The 19,807-nt window shown below is 66.3% G+C and carries 18 protein-coding genes; 7 read left to right on the top strand and 11 right to left on the bottom strand.

Annotation, left to right across the window (positions count from 1 at the left end; all coding sequences use genetic code 11):
- Positions 1-103: 103 nt before the first annotated feature.
- From RH831_RS05135 to RH831_RS05125, 3 genes are all read right to left on the bottom strand, one after another.
- On the bottom strand, positions 104-388 hold the full coding sequence (locus tag RH831_RS05135) for a type II toxin-antitoxin system RelE/ParE family toxin (protein ID WP_310553180.1): 285 nt from the start codon (positions 386-388) through the stop codon (positions 104-106).
- Positions 375-668, bottom strand: a complete 294-nt coding sequence (locus RH831_RS05130) for a ribbon-helix-helix domain-containing protein (protein WP_070365504.1) — start codon at positions 666-668, stop codon at positions 375-377. Before RH831_RS05130 ends, RH831_RS05135 begins: the two co-directional genes overlap by 14 nt.
- Positions 669-849: 181 nt before the next feature.
- Positions 850-1,785, bottom strand: a complete 936-nt coding sequence (locus tag RH831_RS05125; protein WP_310553179.1) for an NAD-dependent epimerase/dehydratase family protein — start codon at positions 1,783-1,785, stop codon at positions 850-852.
- 127 nt (positions 1,786-1,912) lie between these two features.
- Between RH831_RS05125 and acnA the strand changes: the two genes are divergently transcribed.
- Genes acnA through RH831_RS05105 form a run of 4 tightly spaced genes read left to right on the top strand, consistent with a single transcriptional unit; the run spans position 1,913 to position 7,964 of the window.
- Entirely contained in the window at positions 1,913-4,675 is a 2,763-nt protein-coding gene (acnA, locus tag RH831_RS05120; RefSeq protein WP_310553178.1) for an aconitate hydratase AcnA, read from the top strand.
- Positions 4,676-4,712: 37 nt separating this feature from the next.
- Positions 4,713-5,522, top strand: a complete 810-nt coding sequence (locus RH831_RS05115) for an AAC(3) family N-acetyltransferase (RefSeq protein ID WP_310553177.1) — start codon at positions 4,713-4,715, stop codon at positions 5,520-5,522.
- A gap of 40 nt (positions 5,523-5,562) precedes the next feature.
- A complete protein-coding gene (gene btuC, locus RH831_RS05110) occupies positions 5,563-6,651 on the top strand; it encodes a vitamin B12 ABC transporter permease BtuC (RefSeq protein WP_310553176.1) in 1,089 nt (362 codons plus the stop codon).
- Between the two features lie 29 nt (positions 6,652-6,680).
- Complete coding sequence (locus RH831_RS05105) at positions 6,681-7,964, top strand: heme ABC transporter ATP-binding protein (RefSeq protein WP_396275458.1); 1,284 nt, start codon at positions 6,681-6,683, stop codon at positions 7,962-7,964.
- Here RH831_RS05105 and RH831_RS05100 read toward each other — a convergent pair.
- From RH831_RS05100 to RH831_RS05075, 6 genes are all read right to left on the bottom strand, one after another.
- A complete protein-coding gene (locus RH831_RS05100) occupies positions 7,961-9,382 on the bottom strand; it encodes a trimethylamine methyltransferase family protein (protein ID WP_310553174.1) in 1,422 nt (473 codons plus the stop codon). The two genes, RH831_RS05105 and RH831_RS05100, sit on opposite strands and share 4 nt — an antisense overlap.
- 37 nt (positions 9,383-9,419) lie before the next feature.
- Positions 9,420-9,728, bottom strand: coding sequence for a hypothetical protein (locus RH831_RS05095; protein WP_310553173.1), 309 nt, complete (start codon positions 9,726-9,728; stop codon positions 9,420-9,422).
- A complete protein-coding gene (locus RH831_RS05090; protein ID WP_310553172.1) occupies positions 9,725-11,629 on the bottom strand; it encodes a VWA domain-containing protein in 1,905 nt (634 codons plus the stop codon). Before RH831_RS05090 ends, RH831_RS05095 begins: the two co-directional genes overlap by 4 nt.
- A 1-nt stretch (position 11,630) precedes the next feature.
- Complete coding sequence (locus RH831_RS05085; RefSeq protein ID WP_310553171.1) at positions 11,631-12,635, bottom strand: AAA family ATPase; 1,005 nt, start codon at positions 12,633-12,635, stop codon at positions 11,631-11,633.
- Positions 12,636-12,750: 115 nt separating this feature from the next.
- Positions 12,751-13,497, bottom strand: coding sequence for a biotin/lipoate A/B protein ligase family protein (locus RH831_RS05080; protein WP_310553170.1), 747 nt, complete (start codon positions 13,495-13,497; stop codon positions 12,751-12,753).
- The gene (locus tag RH831_RS05075) at positions 13,494-13,763 is read right to left on the bottom strand and encodes a hypothetical protein (RefSeq protein ID WP_310553169.1); all 270 of its coding nucleotides are present in this window, start codon (positions 13,761-13,763) and stop codon (positions 13,494-13,496) included. Before RH831_RS05075 ends, RH831_RS05080 begins: the two co-directional genes overlap by 4 nt.
- A 95-nt stretch (positions 13,764-13,858) precedes the next feature.
- Here RH831_RS05075 and RH831_RS05070 point away from each other — a divergent pair, with 95 nt between their 5' ends.
- Entirely contained in the window at positions 13,859-14,098 is a 240-nt protein-coding gene (locus RH831_RS05070) for a CopG family transcriptional regulator (RefSeq protein ID WP_310553168.1), read from the top strand.
- Here the strand turns inward: RH831_RS05070 and RH831_RS05065 are convergent, their stop codons facing one another.
- Complete coding sequence (locus RH831_RS05065) at positions 14,099-14,425, bottom strand: DsrE family protein (protein WP_310553167.1); 327 nt, start codon at positions 14,423-14,425, stop codon at positions 14,099-14,101.
- A gap of 51 nt (positions 14,426-14,476) precedes the next feature.
- Positions 14,477-15,262 (bottom strand): SDR family oxidoreductase, encoded by a 786-nt coding sequence (locus RH831_RS05060; RefSeq protein ID WP_310553166.1) that lies wholly within the window; start codon positions 15,260-15,262, stop codon positions 14,477-14,479.
- Positions 15,263-15,356: 94 nt separating this feature from the next.
- On the opposite strand from RH831_RS05060, the gene RH831_RS05055 reads away from it, so the two are divergent.
- Positions 15,357-19,244: a PAS domain S-box protein gene (locus RH831_RS05055; protein ID WP_310553165.1), complete on the top strand. Its 3,888-nt coding sequence runs from the start codon at positions 15,357-15,359 to the stop codon at positions 19,242-19,244.
- 85 nt (positions 19,245-19,329) lie between these two features.
- Entirely contained in the window at positions 19,330-19,803 is a 474-nt protein-coding gene (locus RH831_RS05050) for a hypothetical protein (RefSeq protein WP_310553164.1), read from the top strand.
- Positions 19,804-19,807 lie beyond the last annotated feature (4 nt).

Here is a 19,807-nt window from a genome sequence, read left to right as displayed (position 1 = left end):
ATTCTCGCTTCGGACGGGACGACGGATTGCTGCGGGACGGGATGTGAATGATCGCAGCTCTTCGCTGTTGAATACAAGTCGCGATTTCAGCAGGTGGTCGTGTTCAATCGTCGGCAGTATACGCGGCTCCACGGTGTTCGATGCGGTGCACTTCCAGTACGTGGTCGTTCCAATTCAGGACACAGCCGAGTCGATATTGCCCGATACGAAGCTTCGAGAACGGGCCACCTGCCAGCGGTTCGAGGTAGTCATCAGGTTCACGCCACTCGGAGTCGACAATGTCGTCCAGCTTCGACACGATACGATCCTGGACGTGTGAATCGAGATCTTCGAATTGATCGAGCGCAGCGGGAGCGAACTTCCAAGTCCAGTCCTTACTGGTCGACATCGTCGTCCATCGCTCCAACGACCTCGTCGCGGTTTACCAGTTCCTCATCGCCGAGGCGCAAGCCATGTTCGCTTGCGGCAATCTGCTTCCACCCCTCGCGAGTGAAGGCAGGATGTTTGACTGCATCACGGATGGCGTATCGCAGAAACTCGCTCCGTGAGTTGAATCCCTCCTCTTTCCACGTCCCGTCGATGTCCTCGAGGAAGGCTTTGCTGATTCGGAGATTGACCTGAGTCATCTCCGGCTCGTCGTCGTTTGGAGCTGTTCCAGCACCGGACATGATATACAGATAATATACTTCTGTATAGAGAAAAGCATTTGGGTTCCGTTGACTACCGTAACGGATCTGTCCGATTAACCGATGATTTTGCATGCTGTGCTGAACACAACGTCTGTATGCAACACGGTAGCTGGAATATGTCAACTCGTCTATTCCGTCCGCTCGAATCCCTCGATCACCATTACCCTAACTTCTTTTCGAGGTGCTCGAGCATGTCCGCGGTCATCGTCTCCAGGTCGTAGGTGTGCTCCCAGCCCCAGTCCTCGCGGGCCGCGGAGTCATCAACTGAATCGGGCCAGGAGTCGGCGATGTCCTGGCGGTCGTCGGGTTCATACTGGGCCTCGAAATCGGGCAGGTGCTCCTGGATGGCCGCGGTCAGTTCGCCGGCGGTGAAACTCAGTGCGCTGACGTTGTACGAACAGGGGTACTCCAGGGACTCCCGGTCGGCCGTCGCGATCCCGATGAGCGCCCGGATGGCGTCTTGCATGTACATCATCGGGAGTTCGGTGTCCTCGCGCACGAAGTAGGTGTACTCGCCCTCCTCGATGGCATCGTAGAAGACCTCGACGGCGTAGTCGGTGGTGCCACCACCGGGGAGGGTCTTGTGGCTGATGATACCCGGGAGTCGGACGCCACGCACGTCCAGATCGTAGTTCCAGCTGTAGTAATTCCCCATGTGCTCGCCGAAGACCTTCGAGATGCCGTAGATCGTCCGGGGCGCGAGCGTAGTCATCTCGCCGGGGTTCGTGGGCGTTTCGGGGCCGAAGACCGCGATGGAACTCGGGACGACGAGCCGATCGAGGTCGTGCTCCCGGCCGGCTTCGAGCACGTTGTGGAATCCCTCGATGTTCACCTCGAAGGCCAGTTGTGGGTGATCCTCGCCGCGCGCGGAGAGGATCGCCGCGAGGTGAAAGACCGTGTCCACGTCGTACTCCGAGAGCGCCGCCGCGAAGGCCTCGGCGTCCCGGACGTCGATCTCCTCCGTCGGGCCGCCGTCGTCATCGGGTTCTTCGATATCCGTCGCGACGACGGTTTCCACGTCGTCCCGGGCCCGGAGTGCGGGAATGAGTTCGGAACCGATCTGACCACGCGCGCCAGTCACGAGGACGTTTCGCATGCGTAGCCATTTGGCGGAGGTCGGTAATAATTGGCGTGTTTTTCACGTGTTGCCAATCCCCAGTCGCCCCACCGGTAGTAGTGACGCAGTCTAACCATTCAAGTCGGCCCGTCCCATACGCCGCCCCATGCAGGATACCGGCCCCTTCGGGGCGATACGCGAACTGGAACACGACGGTGAGACGTACAAAATGGCGGATCTCGGGGCCCTGGAGGAGGCAGGGCTGTGCGAACTGGACGAGTTGCCGGTCAGTATCCGGATTCTCCTGGAGTCAGTCGTGCGGAACGCGGACGGCGAGTCGATCACCGAGGCGGACGTCGAGAACGCGGCGTCCTGGGAACCGGACGTCCCGGACGTAGAGGTACCCTTCACGCCCTCGCGGGTCGTCCTCCAGGACCTCACGGGCGTTCCGGCGGTCGTCGACCTGGCCGCGCTCCGGTCGGCCGCGGATCGGAAGGGACGGAATCCAAACATCGTCGAGCCGGAGATCCCCGCGGATCTGGTCATCGACCACAGCGTCCAGGTCGACTATTACGGCTCGCAGAACGCCTTCGCGAAGAACGTCGAGATCGAGTACGAGCGCAACGCAGAGCGCTACCGCGCGATCAAGTGGGCCAACCAGGCCTTCGAGGACTTCAGCGTGGTTCCGCCGGGAACTGGCATCGTCCACCAGGTCAACCTGGAGTATCTCGGCCAGGTCGTCCACGACCGCGAGGAAGACGGCGCGGACTGGCTGTTCCCCGACACCCTCGTGGGTACCGACAGCCACACCCCCATGATCGGCGGCATCGGGGTCGTCGGCTGGGGCGTCGGTGGCATCGAGGCCGAGGCCGCCTTGCTGGGCCAGCCGATCACGATGACCCTGCCCGAGGTCGTCGGCGTCGAACTCACGGGTGAGATGCCGGAGGGAGCCACCGCGACCGACCTGGTGCTCCAGGTCACGGAGAAGCTACGCGAGGTCGGCGTGGTCGATCGGTTCGTCGAGTTCTTCGGCTCCGGCGTCTCGGAGTTGACCGTCGCCGACCGGGCGACCATCTCGAATATGGCCCCCGAACAGGGCTCGACCATCAGCATGTTCCCCGTCGACGAGGCCACCCTGGAGTACCTCGAACTGACGGGCCGGGACCCCGAGCACATCGATCTCATCGAGCGGTACCTCAAAGAACAGGGCCTGTTCGGCGAGCAGAACCCCGAATACACCGAGACCGTCGAGATCGACCTGGGAGCCGTCGAACCGAGTTTGGCTGGCCCCAGCGAACCGGATCAGCGCATCCCGATGGGCGACATGAAGACCCACTTCCGGGGCCTGATCGAGGACGAAACCGAGTACGGCGAGGTCGACGAAGCCGCCCTCTCACGCTGGCTGGAGAACGGCGGTGCCGCCCCGCCACGGGCAGCCGACGACCTGCCCCTGGGCGATCTCAACGAACGCTACGAGATCGAGATGCCAAACGGCCGGACAACCGAGATCGGCCACGGCAGCGTCGTGGTCAGCGCCATCACCTCCTGTACGAACACCTCGAACCCCTCGGTGATGCTCGCTGCCGGACTACTCGCCCGGAACGCCGTCGAGGCGGGCATCGACGTCCCGCCACACGTCAAGACGAGTCTCGCGCCGGGCAGCCAGGTCGTCACCGAGTACCTGGAGGAGTCCGGCCTGCTCGAAGACCTGGAGGCACTTGGCTATCACGTCGTCGGCTACGGCTGTACGACCTGTATCGGGAACGCGGGCCCGCTGCCCGATCCCGTCGAGGAGGCGATCGACGAACACGACCTCTGGGCGAGTAGCGTGCTCTCGGGCAACCGGAACTTCGAGGCCCGCATCCACCCGAAGATCCGGGCCAACTACCTCGGCAGCCCGCCGCTGGTGGTGGCCTACGGCCTAGCCGGCCGGATGGACATCGACCTGGAGAACGATCCGCTGGGGCATGACCCCAACGGGGAGCCGGTATACCTCGAAGACATCTGGCCCGACCAGGACGAGATCCACGAGGTCATGACCGACAGCGTGCACCGCGAGATGTTCGAGGAGAAGTACGACGACGTCCACGAAGGAGATGAGAACTGGGAGGCCCTGGACGCTCCGACCGGGGACGTGTACGACTGGGACGAGGAGTCCACCTACATCCGCGAGCCGCCCTTCTTCACGGACTTCCCGCTGGAGAAGCCAGGCGTCGAGAACGTCGAGGACGCCCGCTGTCTCATGACCCTCGGAGACACCGTCACCACCGACCACATCAGCCCTGCCGGGCCGTTCAGCACGAACGTGCCAGCCGGGGAGTGGCTGGCTGACCAGGGCGTGGATCCCGCGGACTTCAACACCTACGGCGCTCGACGGGGGAACCACGAGGTCATGATGCGGGGGACCTTCGCGAACGTCCGCATCGAGAACCAGATGCTCGACGGCAAAGAGGGCGGGTACACCATCCATCACCCGACGGGCGAGGAGACCACCGTCTTCGAGGCCAGCGAGCGGTATCGTGAGGCCGACACCTCACTCGTGGTGATGGCCGGGACCGAGTTCGGCACCGGCTCCAGTCGCGACTGGGCGGCCAAGGGGACCGACCTGCTCGGCATCCGCGCGACGATCGCGGAGAGCTACGAGCGGATCTATCGGGACAACCTCATCGGCATGGGCGTGTTGCCCCTGCAGTTCCAGGACGGGGACTCCTGGGAGTCCCTGGGACTGGACGGCAGCGAGGTCTTCACGATCACCGGCCTGGAGGATGGCCTGGACGTGAACGCCGAACTGCAGGTGCAGGCCGAGCGGGCGGACGGTTCAACCGTCGAATTCCCAGTCACCGCTCAGGTCGGGACCCCCGCCGGCGTGGACTACGTCGAGCACGGTGGGATTCTGCACTACGTCCTTCGCCAGCTCCTCACGGAGTAGGGGAAACGGTTAGGGTGGCTCCACACCCCCGGACGGTATGAGCGAAGCGGACGCGATCGAGCGGGTCGAAAAGCCAGTGACCGCGGCACAGATTCGCTCGGAGCTTTCCGAACTGGGGGTCGAAGCCGGCGACACGGTGCTGGTTCACGCCTCGCTCAGTAGTCTGGGCTGGGTGAGCGGCGGTCCACAGGCCGTCGTCGAGGCCTTACAGGCCACCGTCACCGAGTCCGGCACGCTCCTCATGCCCGCCCACACGGGCCAGTTCACTGATCCCGCCGACTGGGAGAACCCACCGGTTCCCGGGGACTGGGTCGAGACGATCAGAGAAACCCGGCCCCCGTTCCGCCCCGAGGCGACCCCCAGCCGGGGCGTGGGGACAATCGCCGAAACCTTTCGCTCGTATCCGGACGTCTCCCGCAGCGGGCACCCGATCTACTCCTTTTCGGCCTGGGGAAGCGAGTCGGATCGGGTTCTCGAAGACCACACACTGGACTACGGCCTGGGCCCGGACTCGCCGCTGGGTGGGATCTACGAGCGGGGTGGCAGCGTCCTGTGTCTGGGCACCGGCCACGGGACGAACACCTCGCTCCACCTGGCCGAGTACCTGGCAGCCATCGACGCCCAGGAGCGCACCCGCCATGCACCGATCCTGCAGGAGGGAACACGGGTCGAAGTCGAGTACCGAGACATCGAACTCGACGTGTCGGATTTTACTGAACTCGGGGCGGCCTTCGAGGCCGCGGTCGGGTGTGAAACCGGCACCGTCGGCGCAGCCGAGACCAAACTCGTCGATCAGCAGGCGCTGGTCGATTTCGCGGTCGAGTGGCTCGAATCCCATCGCCGGTAGGTCCAACACATACTTATCTTATGCAATCTGAGTTGCGCTCATGGATCTCCGGACGCGGACGATCACCTGGATCGGGGTGCTCTCGGTCCTCCTCTTTGCCACCGTGACCGCGAGCGCCGGGATCGGCCCGGTCTCGATCGCGCCGCTTGCGGTCCTCAAGGTGCTTTTGAACCAGCTCGCCGTCCCCACCTCGCTTTCCCTGGAACCCGCCGCGGTCTCGCTTGGCGGACTCTCGCTCCCGTGGCCCGCGTTCGGATACACCGACGTCTTCGCCTTCGAGGTCTCAGAGACCTACCGGACGATTGTCTGGACCGTCCGGATGCCCCGCATCCTCCTCGGGGCGCTCGTGGGCTTTGCCCTCTCCGTGGCCGGGTCGGTCATGCAGGGCTTCTTCCGGAACCCGATGGCCGATCCCTCCATCATCGGCGTCTCCTCCGGCGCGGCCGTCGGGGCGGTGGCGGCGATCATCCTCCCCATTCCGATCGGCCTGCGCTGGGCCGCGTTCACCACCGGGATCATCTCGGCCTTCGGCGTCTATCTCATCGCGACCGAGGACGGCCGAACCCCGGTCGCGACGCTGTTGCTCGCCGGCGTGGCCGTCCAGACCTTCCTCTCCGCGATCATCTCCTTCATGCTCACGATGGGCGGGCACAGCCTCGAACAGGCGGTGTTCTGGATGATGGGCCATCTCCACAACGCGACCTGGGAGGAGGTCGGGTTCGCCGCGCTCGTGATTCCGATCCTCTTCGTCATTCTAGCCTGGTACAGCCGTGATCTCAACGTGCTACTGTTAGGTGAGGAGGACGCGGCGACCCTTGGGATCGAGGTCGAGCAGACCAAGCGAATCCTGCTGGGTGTGTCGAGTCTGATCACCGCCGCGGCGGTCGCGGTCTCGGGCGTGATCGGTTTCGTGGGCCTGATCGTCCCGCACATGATGCGGCTGATCGTCGGGCCCGATCACCGAATCTTGCTCCCGACGAGTGCGCTCGCTGGCGCGGCCTTCCTCGTGGCCACCGACACCATCGCCCGAACGGGGGCCGGCGAGATCCCGGTCGGCATCGTCACGAGCGCGCTGGGAGCGCCGTTTTTCCTCTTCCTGCTCCGTCGCCGGGAGGTGCATTCCCTGTGAGCAGCCTGCTTCCGAGCCTGGTGGATTCGATCCGGGGGACCGCGGAGCGAGAACTCGATTCGGTGGCGCCGGACGAACCCATCGTGGACGTGACCGACGTGTCGGTCACCCTGGGCTCGGTCCAGGCCCTGGATTCGGTCTCATTGGAGGTCGAACAGGGTGAATTCCTTGGCGTCATCGGCCCGAACGGGGCGGGCAAGACCACCCTCTTGCGCACGATCAGCGGCGTGCTGTCGCCCTCCGGCGGAACGGTCACAGTCGACGGCCAGGACATTACTGCGCTCCCCTCGAAGGCGAGCAGCCGGCTGGTGGCCGTCGTGCCCCAGGAGACGAGCCTCGCCTTCGATTTCACGGTCCGAGAGGTCGTCGAGATGGGGCGCACGCCGTATCGCAATCGGATGACCCTGGAGTCAAGCGCCGACGAGGAGATGGTGACCCGGGCCCTCGAACGGACCCAGACCGCCGCGTTCGCCGACCGGGACGTCGGGGAGGTCTCCGGGGGCGAGCGCCAGCGAGTTCTCCTCGCCCGCGCGCTGGCCCAGGACACACCGGTCCTGCTGCTCGACGAACCGACCGCGAGCCTCGACATCAACCACCAGATCCGGACACTCGAACTGGTGAAGTCACTCGTCGAGGAGGGCAAGACGATCATGGCCCCGATCCACGACCTGAACCTCGCGGCCCACTACTGTGATCGTTTGCTCCTGCTCGCGGACGGGAAGCGCACGGCGCTTGGCTCGCCAAACGAGGTGTTGACCGAGTCCAACCTGGAAACGGCGTTTGGCACCGACGCCGTCGTGACGAACAACCCGGTCACCGGCTCGGTCTACGTGATGGCCCTCCCGGATGGCGCCCGGGACCGGGACGGCCCCCACGTCCACGTCATCGGGGGTGGCGGCTCCGCCGCACGCCTGCTGTACCTGCTCGCGGCCAGCGGCTACCAGGTGACCACCGGCGCACTCAACGAGGGCGATGCCGACACCGAAACCGCCCGCATGCTCGGGATCGACGCCGTGACCCTCGAACCCTATGCCCCGATCGACGAGGCCTCGGCCGAGCAAGTCACGGACCAGGTCGAGTCGGCAGCGGTCACCGTCATCCCCGACCTCGCGATCGGGCACGGCAACCTCCCGAACCTCCGGGCCGCGGCCCACGCCAACGACCTGATTCTCGTCGAGGATCGCCCGTTCGAGGAGCGCAACTACGCCGGCGTCCGGGGGGAAGCACGCTACGATTCGCTGCGGGAACGCGGGACCGTCGTCGAGTCCCGAAACGTCCTCGAAGCGGTGGAGTCCGTAATCGAATCGAGTTAGCCCTCCAGGGCCGCCTCGATTTCGGGGTCGATCGGTGGCCGCTCGTAGGTCCCAAGGAGGGTCTCGACCCGCTCGGTCGCTCGCTCCGTGAGCGTCGGCGATCCGGCCGCCGCCCAGGACTCGAAGTCGCCCCGATCACCGATCGTCGCCTCGAAGGTCGTGGCGTCGGCCAGCGTTGCTGGATCCCGGTCGTCGAAAAACGGAGTGCCCGGCTCCGAGTTCCGGATCGTCTCGATCGAGGGGCCCGACTCGACGGCCGCCAGGAGTGCGTTCCCGTCCGTGGCCCCCTGACGGAGGGCCCTGATCCGCTCGGCGTCGAGGACCGTCTTCTCGGGGGAGACGGTGGCGTAGGTGTCGAGGCCGCCGGTGGCGTTCAACAGGAGGTCCGCGCCCGAATCGAGTGCCTGGGTGAGGTGTGCGGTCGACTCGGCCCCACTCCGATAGTCGATCGCTTTGGCGTCGGTCCCCGCGCCGCTGCCCCGACTGGGGAAGGCATAGAAGTCGGCCATTTCGACCACGACATCCTGCAGGATCGCGCCGCGAGGGCTCCCGGCAGCCACCGCGTCGGCCTGTGGGTCGTAGATCGTTCCGGAGCGGCCCAGCACCACCGGCGTGCCGGGGTTGAGTTGCTGAACCAGGACCGCGCCGAAGACCGTCTCGGCGATCACCTGCACCGCCGCTTCGGAGAGCGAGTGCGGTGCTGAGGCCCCCGGAATCGCTCCCGAAGCGACGACCAGCGGTTGCCCAGCCCGGGCGAAGCGAATCAGCCCCTCGACCATCGGCTCGTTGAAGACCCGGGGTGACCGGGCGTGGAGGATCCCCAGGACGACGTGTTCGGAGAGTTCTGCCTCCCCGAATGCCGTGCGGGCCGTTTCGAGGGACGCCGCCGCCTCGGGCCCGCTCCGGGCGGTCGCGACGATCGGCTTGTCGGTCGAGAGAAAGAGCGTTTCGAGTAGTTCATAGCCCACCTCGGCCTGATCGAACCCGCCCGGATTGCCGGGTAGCGAGTAGCCCTCGGGGCTACAGAGGTCATAGCCCGCCACGTCGATGGTCGGTTCCATATGGACGAGTTCCGCCAGGCGCTCGAAATCGTCCATCGTAGCCCGATGGCGGGGTTCACCGGGGCGTTTGACGTATCGCGGGCCGCGGGTGGGCGTGATCACCGGGTCGCCCTCGCCCACCGTCACGCTCTTGTCCGGATCCCGGGCACGCCAGTCGAAGCTGCTGGGCGCGGATTCGAGCGACTCGCGGACGACTGCCGGCGGGAGGGTGACCACGTCACCGTCTGCGGTCCCCCCGGCCGCGATCAGTGTCTCACGGGCCGCCGCGTGTTCGACCCGCATTCCGGCGGTGGCGAGCACGTCGAGGACCGCCTCGTGAATCGATTCTCGGGCCGACGGCGAGAGGCGTTCGGTCACGTTTCGGACTCGCAGTGAGCGAGTATGTAACCTGGGATCAGCGGCGTTCGAGGGACTCGACCAGCATCCGGCTCCCACAGTCGGGACACGCCCAGCGGTTCGTGGGGCCAAAGCCCATCTCGCCCCAGGCGACGGTCTCGTAGCCACAGCGCGGGCACCCGAGTTCCCAGGTGCCAGGCTCCCAGTCGGCCTCGGGGACGAGTTCGAGTGTCGTCGTTCGATGACAGCCCCCATAGGCCCCCTGGCACTGGGTGTTCCCAAGGCGTGCCGGCGGTTCGTCCGGATCGACGTCGGTCACCGGCTGGCGGGTCCCACAGACCGGACACTCATAAACGGGAGGGCTCACTCGAAGAGCACCTCCTGGACCAGTTGCCGCAGTGCGCGCCGCAGGTCCCGCGTTTCGGGGGCCACGGTCACCTGTCGGTGGAACTCGCTCTCGCCCGCGGCGGCTTCCGTGGTGAGATTGACCCCCAGCACCGGGACGGTGAAGCGACTCAGGGCCTCCCGATACCGGTTCGGGTCAGACGGTCGTCCGTCTGTGACCACGATCACGAAGCGGGTCCCCGACTCCGCCTTGAGGAGTTCCCGGGCGATGTGTAGCGTATCGGTCAGCGGCGTGCCACCGCCAGCATCCCCGTGATACAGCCGGCCCGTCGACTGCTCGACGGTTCGATCCGCGGGTTTGGCCAGTCGGACCTCCTTGTCGAGCAGTTCGAGGACCGACACCTCGACGTCCACGGCCTCCAGTGCGACCGCGAGCATGCCCATCGCCCGCTCGGCCACCCGGACGTGCTGGCGCATGCTCCCGGAGCGGTCCAGGACAAACAGGCAGTGATGGTCCGACTCGTCGGGTCGCTCGCGACGCTGTTTCACCCGCCGATCGCCGGTTGCAGTTCGATGCAGCGCGGCCGGGTCGAGCCGCCCCCGGCGCTGATTCCGACGCGTCGATCGCTTGCGATCCTTCTGGAAGCGGTTGCGGAGCACCCGAGCGAGGCGGGTCCCGTCCTCACGGGCGGCTCTGGCGGTCGGCTCGTGGGGCGTCGGGTCGTCGGTCGGGACGACCACCCCGGTACTCTCCAGTTCGGATTCGGCGGCCGAGACGGCTTCCTGGAGGTGCTCGATGTTCGCGGCGCGGTCCGCCGGTCCGTCCCGATCTCGCCCGGCGGCGACTTCCGCCGCGAGGTCGTCGGCGAGTTGCTCGTCGGTCACTGTCTCCACGTCCGTCGGGTCGGCCTCGGGGTCGATTTCGACCGCCCGGTTGTCCACGTCGGCATCGGAAACCGGCGACACCTCACCCGCCGACGAGACCGGCGATTCTTCGCGCACGGCATCCCCGGCCTGGTCGTGCTCGCTCCGGTCTACCGCCGGCAGTGGCGCTGGCGACCCGATCTGCTGGCTTCGAGCGGCGTCGTCCGGCATCCCCCAGGCATCCTCACGGGCAGCGACCTGCGCGCGGCCGTCGGCCCTGGCCGCGGCGATTGCCGGGCGAATCGCCTCGAAACACGCGATCGCCTGGCGGTTTCGCTCGACCGGGTCCGAAATCGTGGTGATCGACTCGGCCGTTTCAGTCACGACCGGCAGCACGTCGGTCACGAAGCGCCGCCGGTCGGCCGCAGTGTAGAAGTGATGGGAGGAATCCGCGGGGTCGAGCAGGCGAGTGATCGCCCCCGAATCGACGGCTGTCCCATCCAGGATGGCGAGGACGGCCGCGTGCACAAGCGGATAGACCTGGCCACCCGCAGGATCGTGGATCCCCGGGCCGACACCCGCGAGGAGATTCGTCCGGACCTGCTCGAACCAGGGCCCGTAGTTCGGGAACTGCGTTCTGATCGCGGCCTCGATCGCGGCGTCCTCCAGGGCGTTCCAGATCGCGCCGGCGACCGGTCTGTCTCCCGACTCGATCTTCTGGAGGCGCTCCCCCAAATCGGCCACGTCGCTGTACTCCAGGTGGGCCATCGCGTGGGCGACCCAGACCCGCTGAACGAGCAGGTCCCACTCCTCGGCCCGGTAGTTCGTGACTGGCTGGGGAACCCGATCACCGGAAACGACGATCGTGGGCGGCTCAATCGACTCGACCGTCGCTGGCCGGTGGTCGGGCTCGATCCGGACCGAGAGATCCCACTGGCCGGTTCGAATGCGAGCGTCCCGCTGGAGCCGGTCGGCCCGGGCCGCTCCCAGCCGACGTGGCTCGCTCCCTGCGAGTCGGGCGGCCACCGCCTCCGGGTCCGAGTCGGGCGTGAGACGCATCTCAGAGTTCGGCCGTGATGGTGTCCCGGATCGTCGCCTTGTCGAGTTTCAGCGTGGCGTGCCCGACCAGCACCAGCCGGGCCGCCTCCCCGATGGACATGAACTGTTCCTCGGGGCCGGCGAGTTCGACGACCTTGAGCAGTTCACGGTGACTGATCGGCGTCTCGAGTTCGTCCCGGCGATGGGCCTCACGAAGCCGTTCGGCCATGGCCGTGAGATCACTGGCCCGCTCGGGGTCGACGCCGGTCTCCTCGACGAGCAACTCGGCTTCCTCCCCCGGCGGGAGATACTCGATCGGCAAGACCACGAATCGGGAGCGGAAGGCGTCGTTCATCTCGCTGGTCCCGGCATACGAGAGTGGATTTGCCGTGCCGACGAAGCGAAACGCCGGGTGGATGTACCGGCCGAGGTGTTTTTCGGGATCCCACTCGACCCCCGGCGGCGGATCTGTGAGCGTCCGACCCGTCCCCCGGAGCGTGAGTCGGCGACGGCCGACCTCCTCACAGATGGCGTGCAGATGGGAGGTAATGTCCCCCTCGGCCATGTTGATCTCGTCGCCCACGAAGACCCAGCCAAAGAGCGCGGCTTTCGCGAGTTCGCCCAGCACGTAGACCGTCTCCCCGCCCACGAGGTCCTTCTCGCCGACGAGGTCGAAAATCGTCGTGTCCGCGCCGAAGTTCATCCGGGTGACCGGGCGGTTTGTCTGCCCTGCCAGGGTCAGGACGGCCGTGTTTTTGCCGGTCCCGGCCTCGCCCTCCAGCAGAACGGGTTTGTCCATCTCGCCCAGCGCCCGGGCGATGATCTGCTCCGAATCCCGCCCCGCGGTCATCGAAGCGGGGTGATAGGCGGTCCGAACGTCCGGCACCTGGGCCGGCCCAGGCTCCCGGATCGGCAATCCGTGATAGGCCTCGCCGGTCGGCGGGCCCACGAGGTTGCCCGTCGGATCGAGTGTCACCCGGATGCCTGCGAGGTCGTGGTACTCGCCGGCGTCGGTCTCACCCGTCATGTGGACCCTCGCCGTCGGTCGGTTGGTCCGGGGGCGGTCGGAGACGGATATGCAGTCCTCGAATCGACCATCGAATCACTCGGGAGTATCCGCTGGGGAAAGAAAGGTCTGGCCTTCAGAGCCGGCGATTCCAGGCGTCGGTCTGGAACTTCGTCTCGGCCAGTTCCCGGGCAGCCTCGATCGTCTCCGCGTCGAGCGAACCCGGTGTCGCTCCGAAGTGGGTGTCGATGGCCGTCTTCAACGATTCGATGACCGTCTCCCGCGGTTCGTCGACGTGGTCCGCGATGCGGGCGACCCGCTTCTCGGCGGACTTGACGGCCTTGTCGGAGACCTTCTCCTTGCCGATCCGGAGGACCTTGAGCATCGACTCGATGTCGAGGGCGTAGCTCATCGTCGTGTGATGGAGCACCGCCGAACCGGAGCGCAACTGGGCCGACCCGCCGATCTTCCCCTCGGGATGGCTGATGTCGTTGAGCGGCTCGTGATGGGCTTCCAGCCCCAGGTCACGCAGTCCCTCGAGCACCCACTCGTCGAGGACCGCGTAGCTCTCCTCGACGTTCTCGGGAACCGCATCCTCGGGGAGGTAAAGCGAGTAGGTGATGACGTTGCCCGGTTCGACGTACATGGCCCCGCCGCCAGTGATCCGGCGAACCACGTCGATCCCCTGGTCGGCCACGTAGTCGGCCGCGACCTCGTCGTCGTGGGCCTGGAAACGGCCCAGCGGCACGGCCCGGTTCTTCCGGTACCAGAAGCGGACGGTCGGCTCGATCTCGCCCCGATCAAGCCGGTCCAGAAGCACCTGATCGAGGGCGTGATGCATCGGCTCGGAATACACGCCCTCGTCGATCACGCGCATCGTCATCGGATCGCCTCCACGGTGGCCTGGGCCAGATCGGACGCCTCAAAACCGATACACTCCGCGTCGACGGCGGCGATCGCAGTCGAAAGCTCCTCGACGGACACGTCGACCGGTTGTCCCTCGATGGCCGCTTCGAGGTCGCTGCGGGCCTCCGGCGGTTGCAGGAAGAAATCGCCCGTGATCTGTACGTCCTCGATCGACTCCTCGAAAGTCACCGCGACCCGGACCAGTTTCCCGTCGGGTACCTTGACGGATTCGGTCGCCTGCATACCAGTCTGATGGGGCGGCGGCGGTTTGTACCCGCCGGTTCCGGCGGTCGCCCGGCACCGGTGGATTCATCCCATCGTGTCTCCCATGACCGCGTATGCCGGAATCGGAAGTGACGCTGCCGGACCGTGTCACGAGCGACATCGATCGGTTCGTCGAGTCGGGGGAGTTCCTGAACTGGGACCAGGCCGTCGAGGAGCTTTTGACCCTCGGGCTGTCTGCCTACCAGTCCGACGAGCAGGACCTGGACGAGGAATCGGTCTTCACTGGCGCGGTGGAGGACCAACAGGACCCAGCCATCGCGGACGACGATCCCGGTTCGGACCGGATGTACTGATCAGCCGATCGTCACCGTTTCGTCCGCGTCCTCGATGAGCGACAGCAACTCGTCCATCCCCGCCCGGGGCCGGAGTTCGTCGCCGTCCAGGTCCCGGTGGTCGAGACAGCGGTCACAGGCGAGCAGTTCCCCACCCTCCAGCAGAAACTTTCGCATGACACCGTGTGGGTTGACGTCGTCCCCCGCCGGCTGATCGGGAGCCTCCACGCCGTCACCGAGGAGATACGCCGTCACGTCGTGACCCGCCTCGAGGGCCGTGTTCCCGAGTCGGAAGCCGTTCCAGATCGCGCCGGGATCGTTCGTCTCGACGATGAGTCCAAGCTGCATAACCCGGCTACTCGTGCCCGGGTTAAGGACTCCGCGCTCCCGGCGAGAACCTTAGAGGTTCGAGTGGCTCGCCCCGCCGTCGATCGGAATCGCGGTCCCATTGATGAATCCCGACCGGGGCGAACTGAGGAAGGCCACGAGGGCCCCCAGTTCGATGGGATCGCCGATCCGTTCGAGGGGGTTGTCGGCCCACTCTGCGAGTCCGGCCTCGTAATCTTCCACGTCGCCACGCTCGACGGCCCCCTCGACCAGTTCGCGAATGCGGGCCGTCTCGTGTGGCCCGGGCAGGACGGCGTTCGACCGGATTTCGGGAGCCAGTTCCTTCGAGAGTGTCTTCTCCAGGCCGATAACGCCCATGCGAACCGAGTTCGAGAGCACGAGGGAGTCAATGGCCTCCTTCACGCTCCGGGAGGTGATGGTTACGATGGTGCCATCACCCTGCCGGAGGTGCGGTTCGGCTCGGCGAACGACTCTGACGACGCTCAGCAGGAGGAGTTCGAAGGCGGCCTCCCAGTCTGTATCCTCGGTCTCCAGGAAGGATCCTGCTGGTGGCCCACCAGCGCTCGTGACCAGGTGATCCAGGCCACCGAACGCCGCGACGGTTTCTTCGACGAGCGTGGGTCCGGCGTCAGGGTCGGTCAGATCGGCCTGAATCGTGTGCACCGCCCCGGGGCCGGCGGCCTCGACGTCGGTCCTGGCCGCGGCCAGCCGGTCGGGGTCCCGGCCGTTGATCGCGACGTCCACGCCCTCGCGAGCGAGCGCGATCGCCGAGGCCTTTCCCAGCCCGCTCGAAGAGGCTGTCACCAGTGCCGCGTTGCCCTCGATGTCCAGATCCATGGGCTTTCGAGACGACCGATCGCCAAAAGCGTTGAGCCACTTCCGGCCAGACTTTTGACTGCGGCCGTCTTTGCAGCGGGTATGGGATCCGGGCATGGATGACGGGACCACGCTCCGCTCGGCGCTGTTCGAGGCAAGCGGGGCGCTGTTACTCGGGATCGATGCCGCCACTGGCGAGATCATCGAGGCGAACGAGCGGGCCAGCGAGATCTTCGGGCAGCCACGGGCGGACCTCCTGGGGTCGACGGTCGGCACGGCGACGGGGTTCACCGACCTCGAAGCGATGCTCGCACGGGTGCCAGCACCCGATGCCAACCACGAGTTCACGACCACGGGCCTGCATCCGGAGGACGCACAGTCCCCAGCGGTGACACTCACCCGCCGACCAGTCGCACACGACGGCAATGAATACATCGTGCTGACCGGGCAGGTCCACCCCGGTGGGGAACCCGACGACGGGGAGTCGGAGTCCGTTCGGTGGCACGTCCTGAAGGACGTGATCGACCAGATCAGCGACGCGGCGTTCGTCCACGACGAGGCTGGCCGTTTCCGGGCGGTCAATCAGGCCGCGATCGACCTGCTGGGCTACGAGGAGGACGAACTGGTGGGGGCCGATCCGTCGCTGTTCGATCCGGCGGTGTCCGACGCCCACCTCGGGCCCCGGCTGGCCGAACTCGAACGCGAGGAATCCGTGCAGTTCGAGGCGACCTACGTCACGGCGAGTGGGGAAGAAGTCCCCGTCGAGATCACCTCGTCGCTGCTTTCCTGTACGGATCAACGAGTCATCGTGAGCGTGGCGCGGAACCTCCAGGCCCGGAAGAACCGTCTCCGGAACCGAAAACTGGCCGAGACCCTGTTCGAGGACCATCGCGAGGCAACGTTCATCGTCGACGTCGGCGAGGAGTTCACCATCGATCGGGTCAATCCGGCCTACGAGGAGGCGAGCCCCCTTTCGGCCGCCGAGCTCGAGGGGCAGACCCCCCAGGAGGTCTTCGGCCCGAAGCGGGGCGGGGAGATCGCCGATCGATATCAGCGCTGTGCCGAGAACCGCGAGTCCCTGGACGTGGAGCAGGAATTGGAAATGGACGGCCGCCAGACCCACTGGTGGACCCGACTGGCCCCGGTCGTCGTCGAGGACGAGGTGCAGTACATCGTGGGCTCGACCCGGGAGATCACCGACCGCAAGAACCGGGAGCGACAGATCGAGACCCACCTGCGGGAGGCCCAGCGGATCGCGAACATCACCAGCTGGTACTACGACCTGCGGGACGTCTCCGGCAGCGAGCGGTTCACCGGCGAGAAGTTCATGGGCCAGGTCCACCCCGCCGACCGCGACCGCGTCGAGGGCCAATGGGAGCGGGTCCTCGAATCCGGTGGCAGCTACGACATCGAATACCGGGTGAAGTTGGGCGCGGAGATCCGCTGGATGCGCGAGAAAGTCGAGTCGTTCAGCGAGCCCGGCCACGCAAAACCCGTCGAGGCGATCGGTGTCGTTCAGGACATCACCGACCGCAAGGAACGGGAACTCGAACTCGAACGCTACGAGCTCTTCCTGGAGAGCATCCAGGACGCCGTGACTGTGATCGACGCCGAGGGACGCCTCCAGTACGAGAGTCCCGGCATGGAGGAGATCACTGGTCAGTATCCCTCCGGCCGGGTCGGCGAGGACGCCTTCGAGTTCATCCACCCGGCCGACCGCGAACTCGTCAGGGAGGAGTTCACCCGGCGCATGCACGGCGACCAGTCGGTCGAACCCCTGGAGTACCGGATTCGAACCGCGGACGGATCCTGGACCTGGGTGGAGAGCCGCGGGCAGGCCCTCCTCGAGGATCACGACTTCGAGGGGCTGGTGGTCACGAGTCGTGACGTCTCGGCCCAGAAGGAACAACAGCGCCAACTGGACACCCTCATCAGCAACCTGCCGGGGATCGTCTACCGCTGTAAAAACGAACAGGGCTGGCCGATGGAGCTGGTTCGGGGGCGGGCCAAAGAGCTGACCGGCTACACGGCGAAGGAACTCGTCTCGGGGGCGGTCAACTGGGAGGAAGCGCTCGTCCACCCCGAAGATCGAGAGCGGGTTAGAGAGCAGACGAGCGCCGCGGTCGACGCCGGGCGGCCCTTCACAGTGACCTATCGAATTCGAACCCGTTCCGGCGAGGAGAAGTGGCTCTGGGAGCAAGGCCAGCCGGTCACCCAGATCGGGGCCCAGGAGCCGAAACTGGAGGGCTTTGTCACCGACATCACCGACCGGAAGCGACGCGAGCAGGAGCTCGAACGGCGCAGCCAGCGCCTGCACGAGTTGGTGGGGGCGACCCGCGAACTGTTGACCGCGAAGTCGAAACCGGCCCTCTTCGAAGGGATCATCGACGCGGTCCGGGAAACCCTCTCTGTCGCCCGCTTTGCCGTGCTTGGCTACGACGAGACTGCTGGCGTGTTGCGGGCCCAGGCCGTCTCGCCGGCACTGGAGATACCCGTCGACGCCGTCCCCCCGATCGAACCCGGGCCGAACCCGATCTGGGAGAGCTACCGGGCACAGGAAACCGACCGCCTCACGATGGCGGAGACGCCCTGGGCCCCGGCCGAGGGACCCGACATCGAGGCCCTGCTCGTCGTCCCGATCGGGGCCTTCGGGCTCCTTTTGGTCGGGATCGAGCCGGACGGGACCGTGTCTGCGGACGATCGACAGTGGCTGGAACTCATCGCGACGAACGCGGCGGCCATCCTCGAACGCATCGAGCAGGAACACAAGCGTCGCCAGGCCGACGAACAGCTCCAGACCCAGCAGACCCGGACGGCCGAACTGACCGACCTGCTGAGCGCCGTCGGGGCGATCCAGCGGCGCTTCGCCGAGAGTGACACCCGCGAGGAACTCGAGGCGAGTGTCTGTGAGGAGGTGGTCAGGACCGACCCGGTGGACTTCGCGTGGATCGGCCGGCCGGAGGCAAACGACGCCGAACTCACGCCCGCGGCCTGGGCCGGTGAGGATCGTGGCTACCTGGACGCGATCGACACCACGACCGTCGGGGAGACGCTCTGTCCCGCCCAGCAGGCCGCCGACGACCACCGGCTGCGAAACGTCTCACAGATCCCGCGGAACGTGCCCGAGCAGCCCTGGGCGACCCAGGCGCTGACCGGTCGGTTCCGGTCGGTGCTTGCCATCCCGCTCGAACAGGACGATGTCCTCTATGGCGTGTTGACCGTCTTCAGCCGGCAGGCCGAGGCCTTCGATGCGCTGTACGAGGAGTTGCTCGCGGACGTCGGGTCGCTTCTGGCGACCTCGATTCGCACCGTGACCATCCGGAACGCCGGCGCGGCGTCCGATACCGTCGAGGTGGAATTTTCGATCCAGGACCCACAGTATCCACTCTACCGGGTGGCCGAGCGAACCGACGGCGAGATCCGGTTCGAGACGATCCTGGCGACGACCGACGGAACGGTCACGGAGCTCTGGACGGTCCTGGACGGGGACCCGGAGGCGGTCTTCGAGGCAGTTCAGGAGAACACGAAGATCGTCTCGGCCGACTGGTTTGGCGCCCCGGAACACGGGCAGCTGACCGTCGAAATGGCCAAACCGATGCTCGCGGACGGGATCAGGGACCACGGCGGCCGGCTCGCCGAAGCCATTGGGACCCCAACAGGGGCGACGGTCACGCTCGTTCAAACCGCGGAGCAGCCGGTTCGCCCGGTCATCGCCTGGGTGGGCACCCAGTACACGGACGTCGAACTGACGGCCCGGCGAACCCGAACGCCCCAGGACGCGGGGCTTTTGACCAGCACGAGTGAGCTGCTGACCGACCGACAGCGCGAGATCCTCCGCGCGGCCTACTACGGCGGGTACTACGAGACGCCAAAGCAGATCACGGGCGAGGAACTCGGGACCAGTTTCGACATCTCGCGTCCGGCCGTCTACAAACACCTGCAAGCGGCCCAGCGCAAGCTCCTGCAGGCACTGTTCGACGACGACGCAACCCTCCACAGTTAACGTGCAAAATTTGGTGGGTGGTAGTTTGGTTTCCATGTTAACTATCGGTTTGAAGGCCGACACCGCGGTCATGTAGACCAAACCAATGCACCGAGCCGAACCCACTGTCGTCGCCAGACGGTATCTCGACGAGAACCTCGACGTCCTCGAAACGGACTGGGTCACCACCGCCCAGACCCAGTCCGGGAACGCGCCGGCCGACCTTCGGGACGCAATCGAGCGGGCCGAACGCGAGGAGGTAAGCCGACTGCAGGACCCGGACGTCGAACAGGTCGAAATCGAACTCGACTCCGCCCCGAGCACGGGCCAGCGCCTTCGCCTTTTCGCCGAGGAGTACACGACCGGCGCGGAGCAGTTCGAGGGTGTTATCGAGACGTTCGTCACCGAGCCCGATCAGCACGCCCGGGTCGTCAAGCCGACGGACGAGGAGACACTCGAGGCGGCACTCACGGCAGTGCTGCACGAGGCCGCCGCGAGCGGCGTCGTCGAGGAGGACCAGTGGGAGATCGCGGCCGACGGCGCCGGGACGTCCTGGACGGTGCAGGTCGATCCCCAGTAGGATC

It is taken from the genome of Halodesulfurarchaeum sp. HSR-GB, from assembly GCF_031432215.1.
GTDB lineage: Archaea > Halobacteriota > Halobacteria > Halobacteriales > Halobacteriaceae > Halodesulfurarchaeum.
The sequence above is the reverse complement of the archived record's forward strand: the minus strand, read 5'-3'. Positions and strand labels throughout refer to the sequence as shown.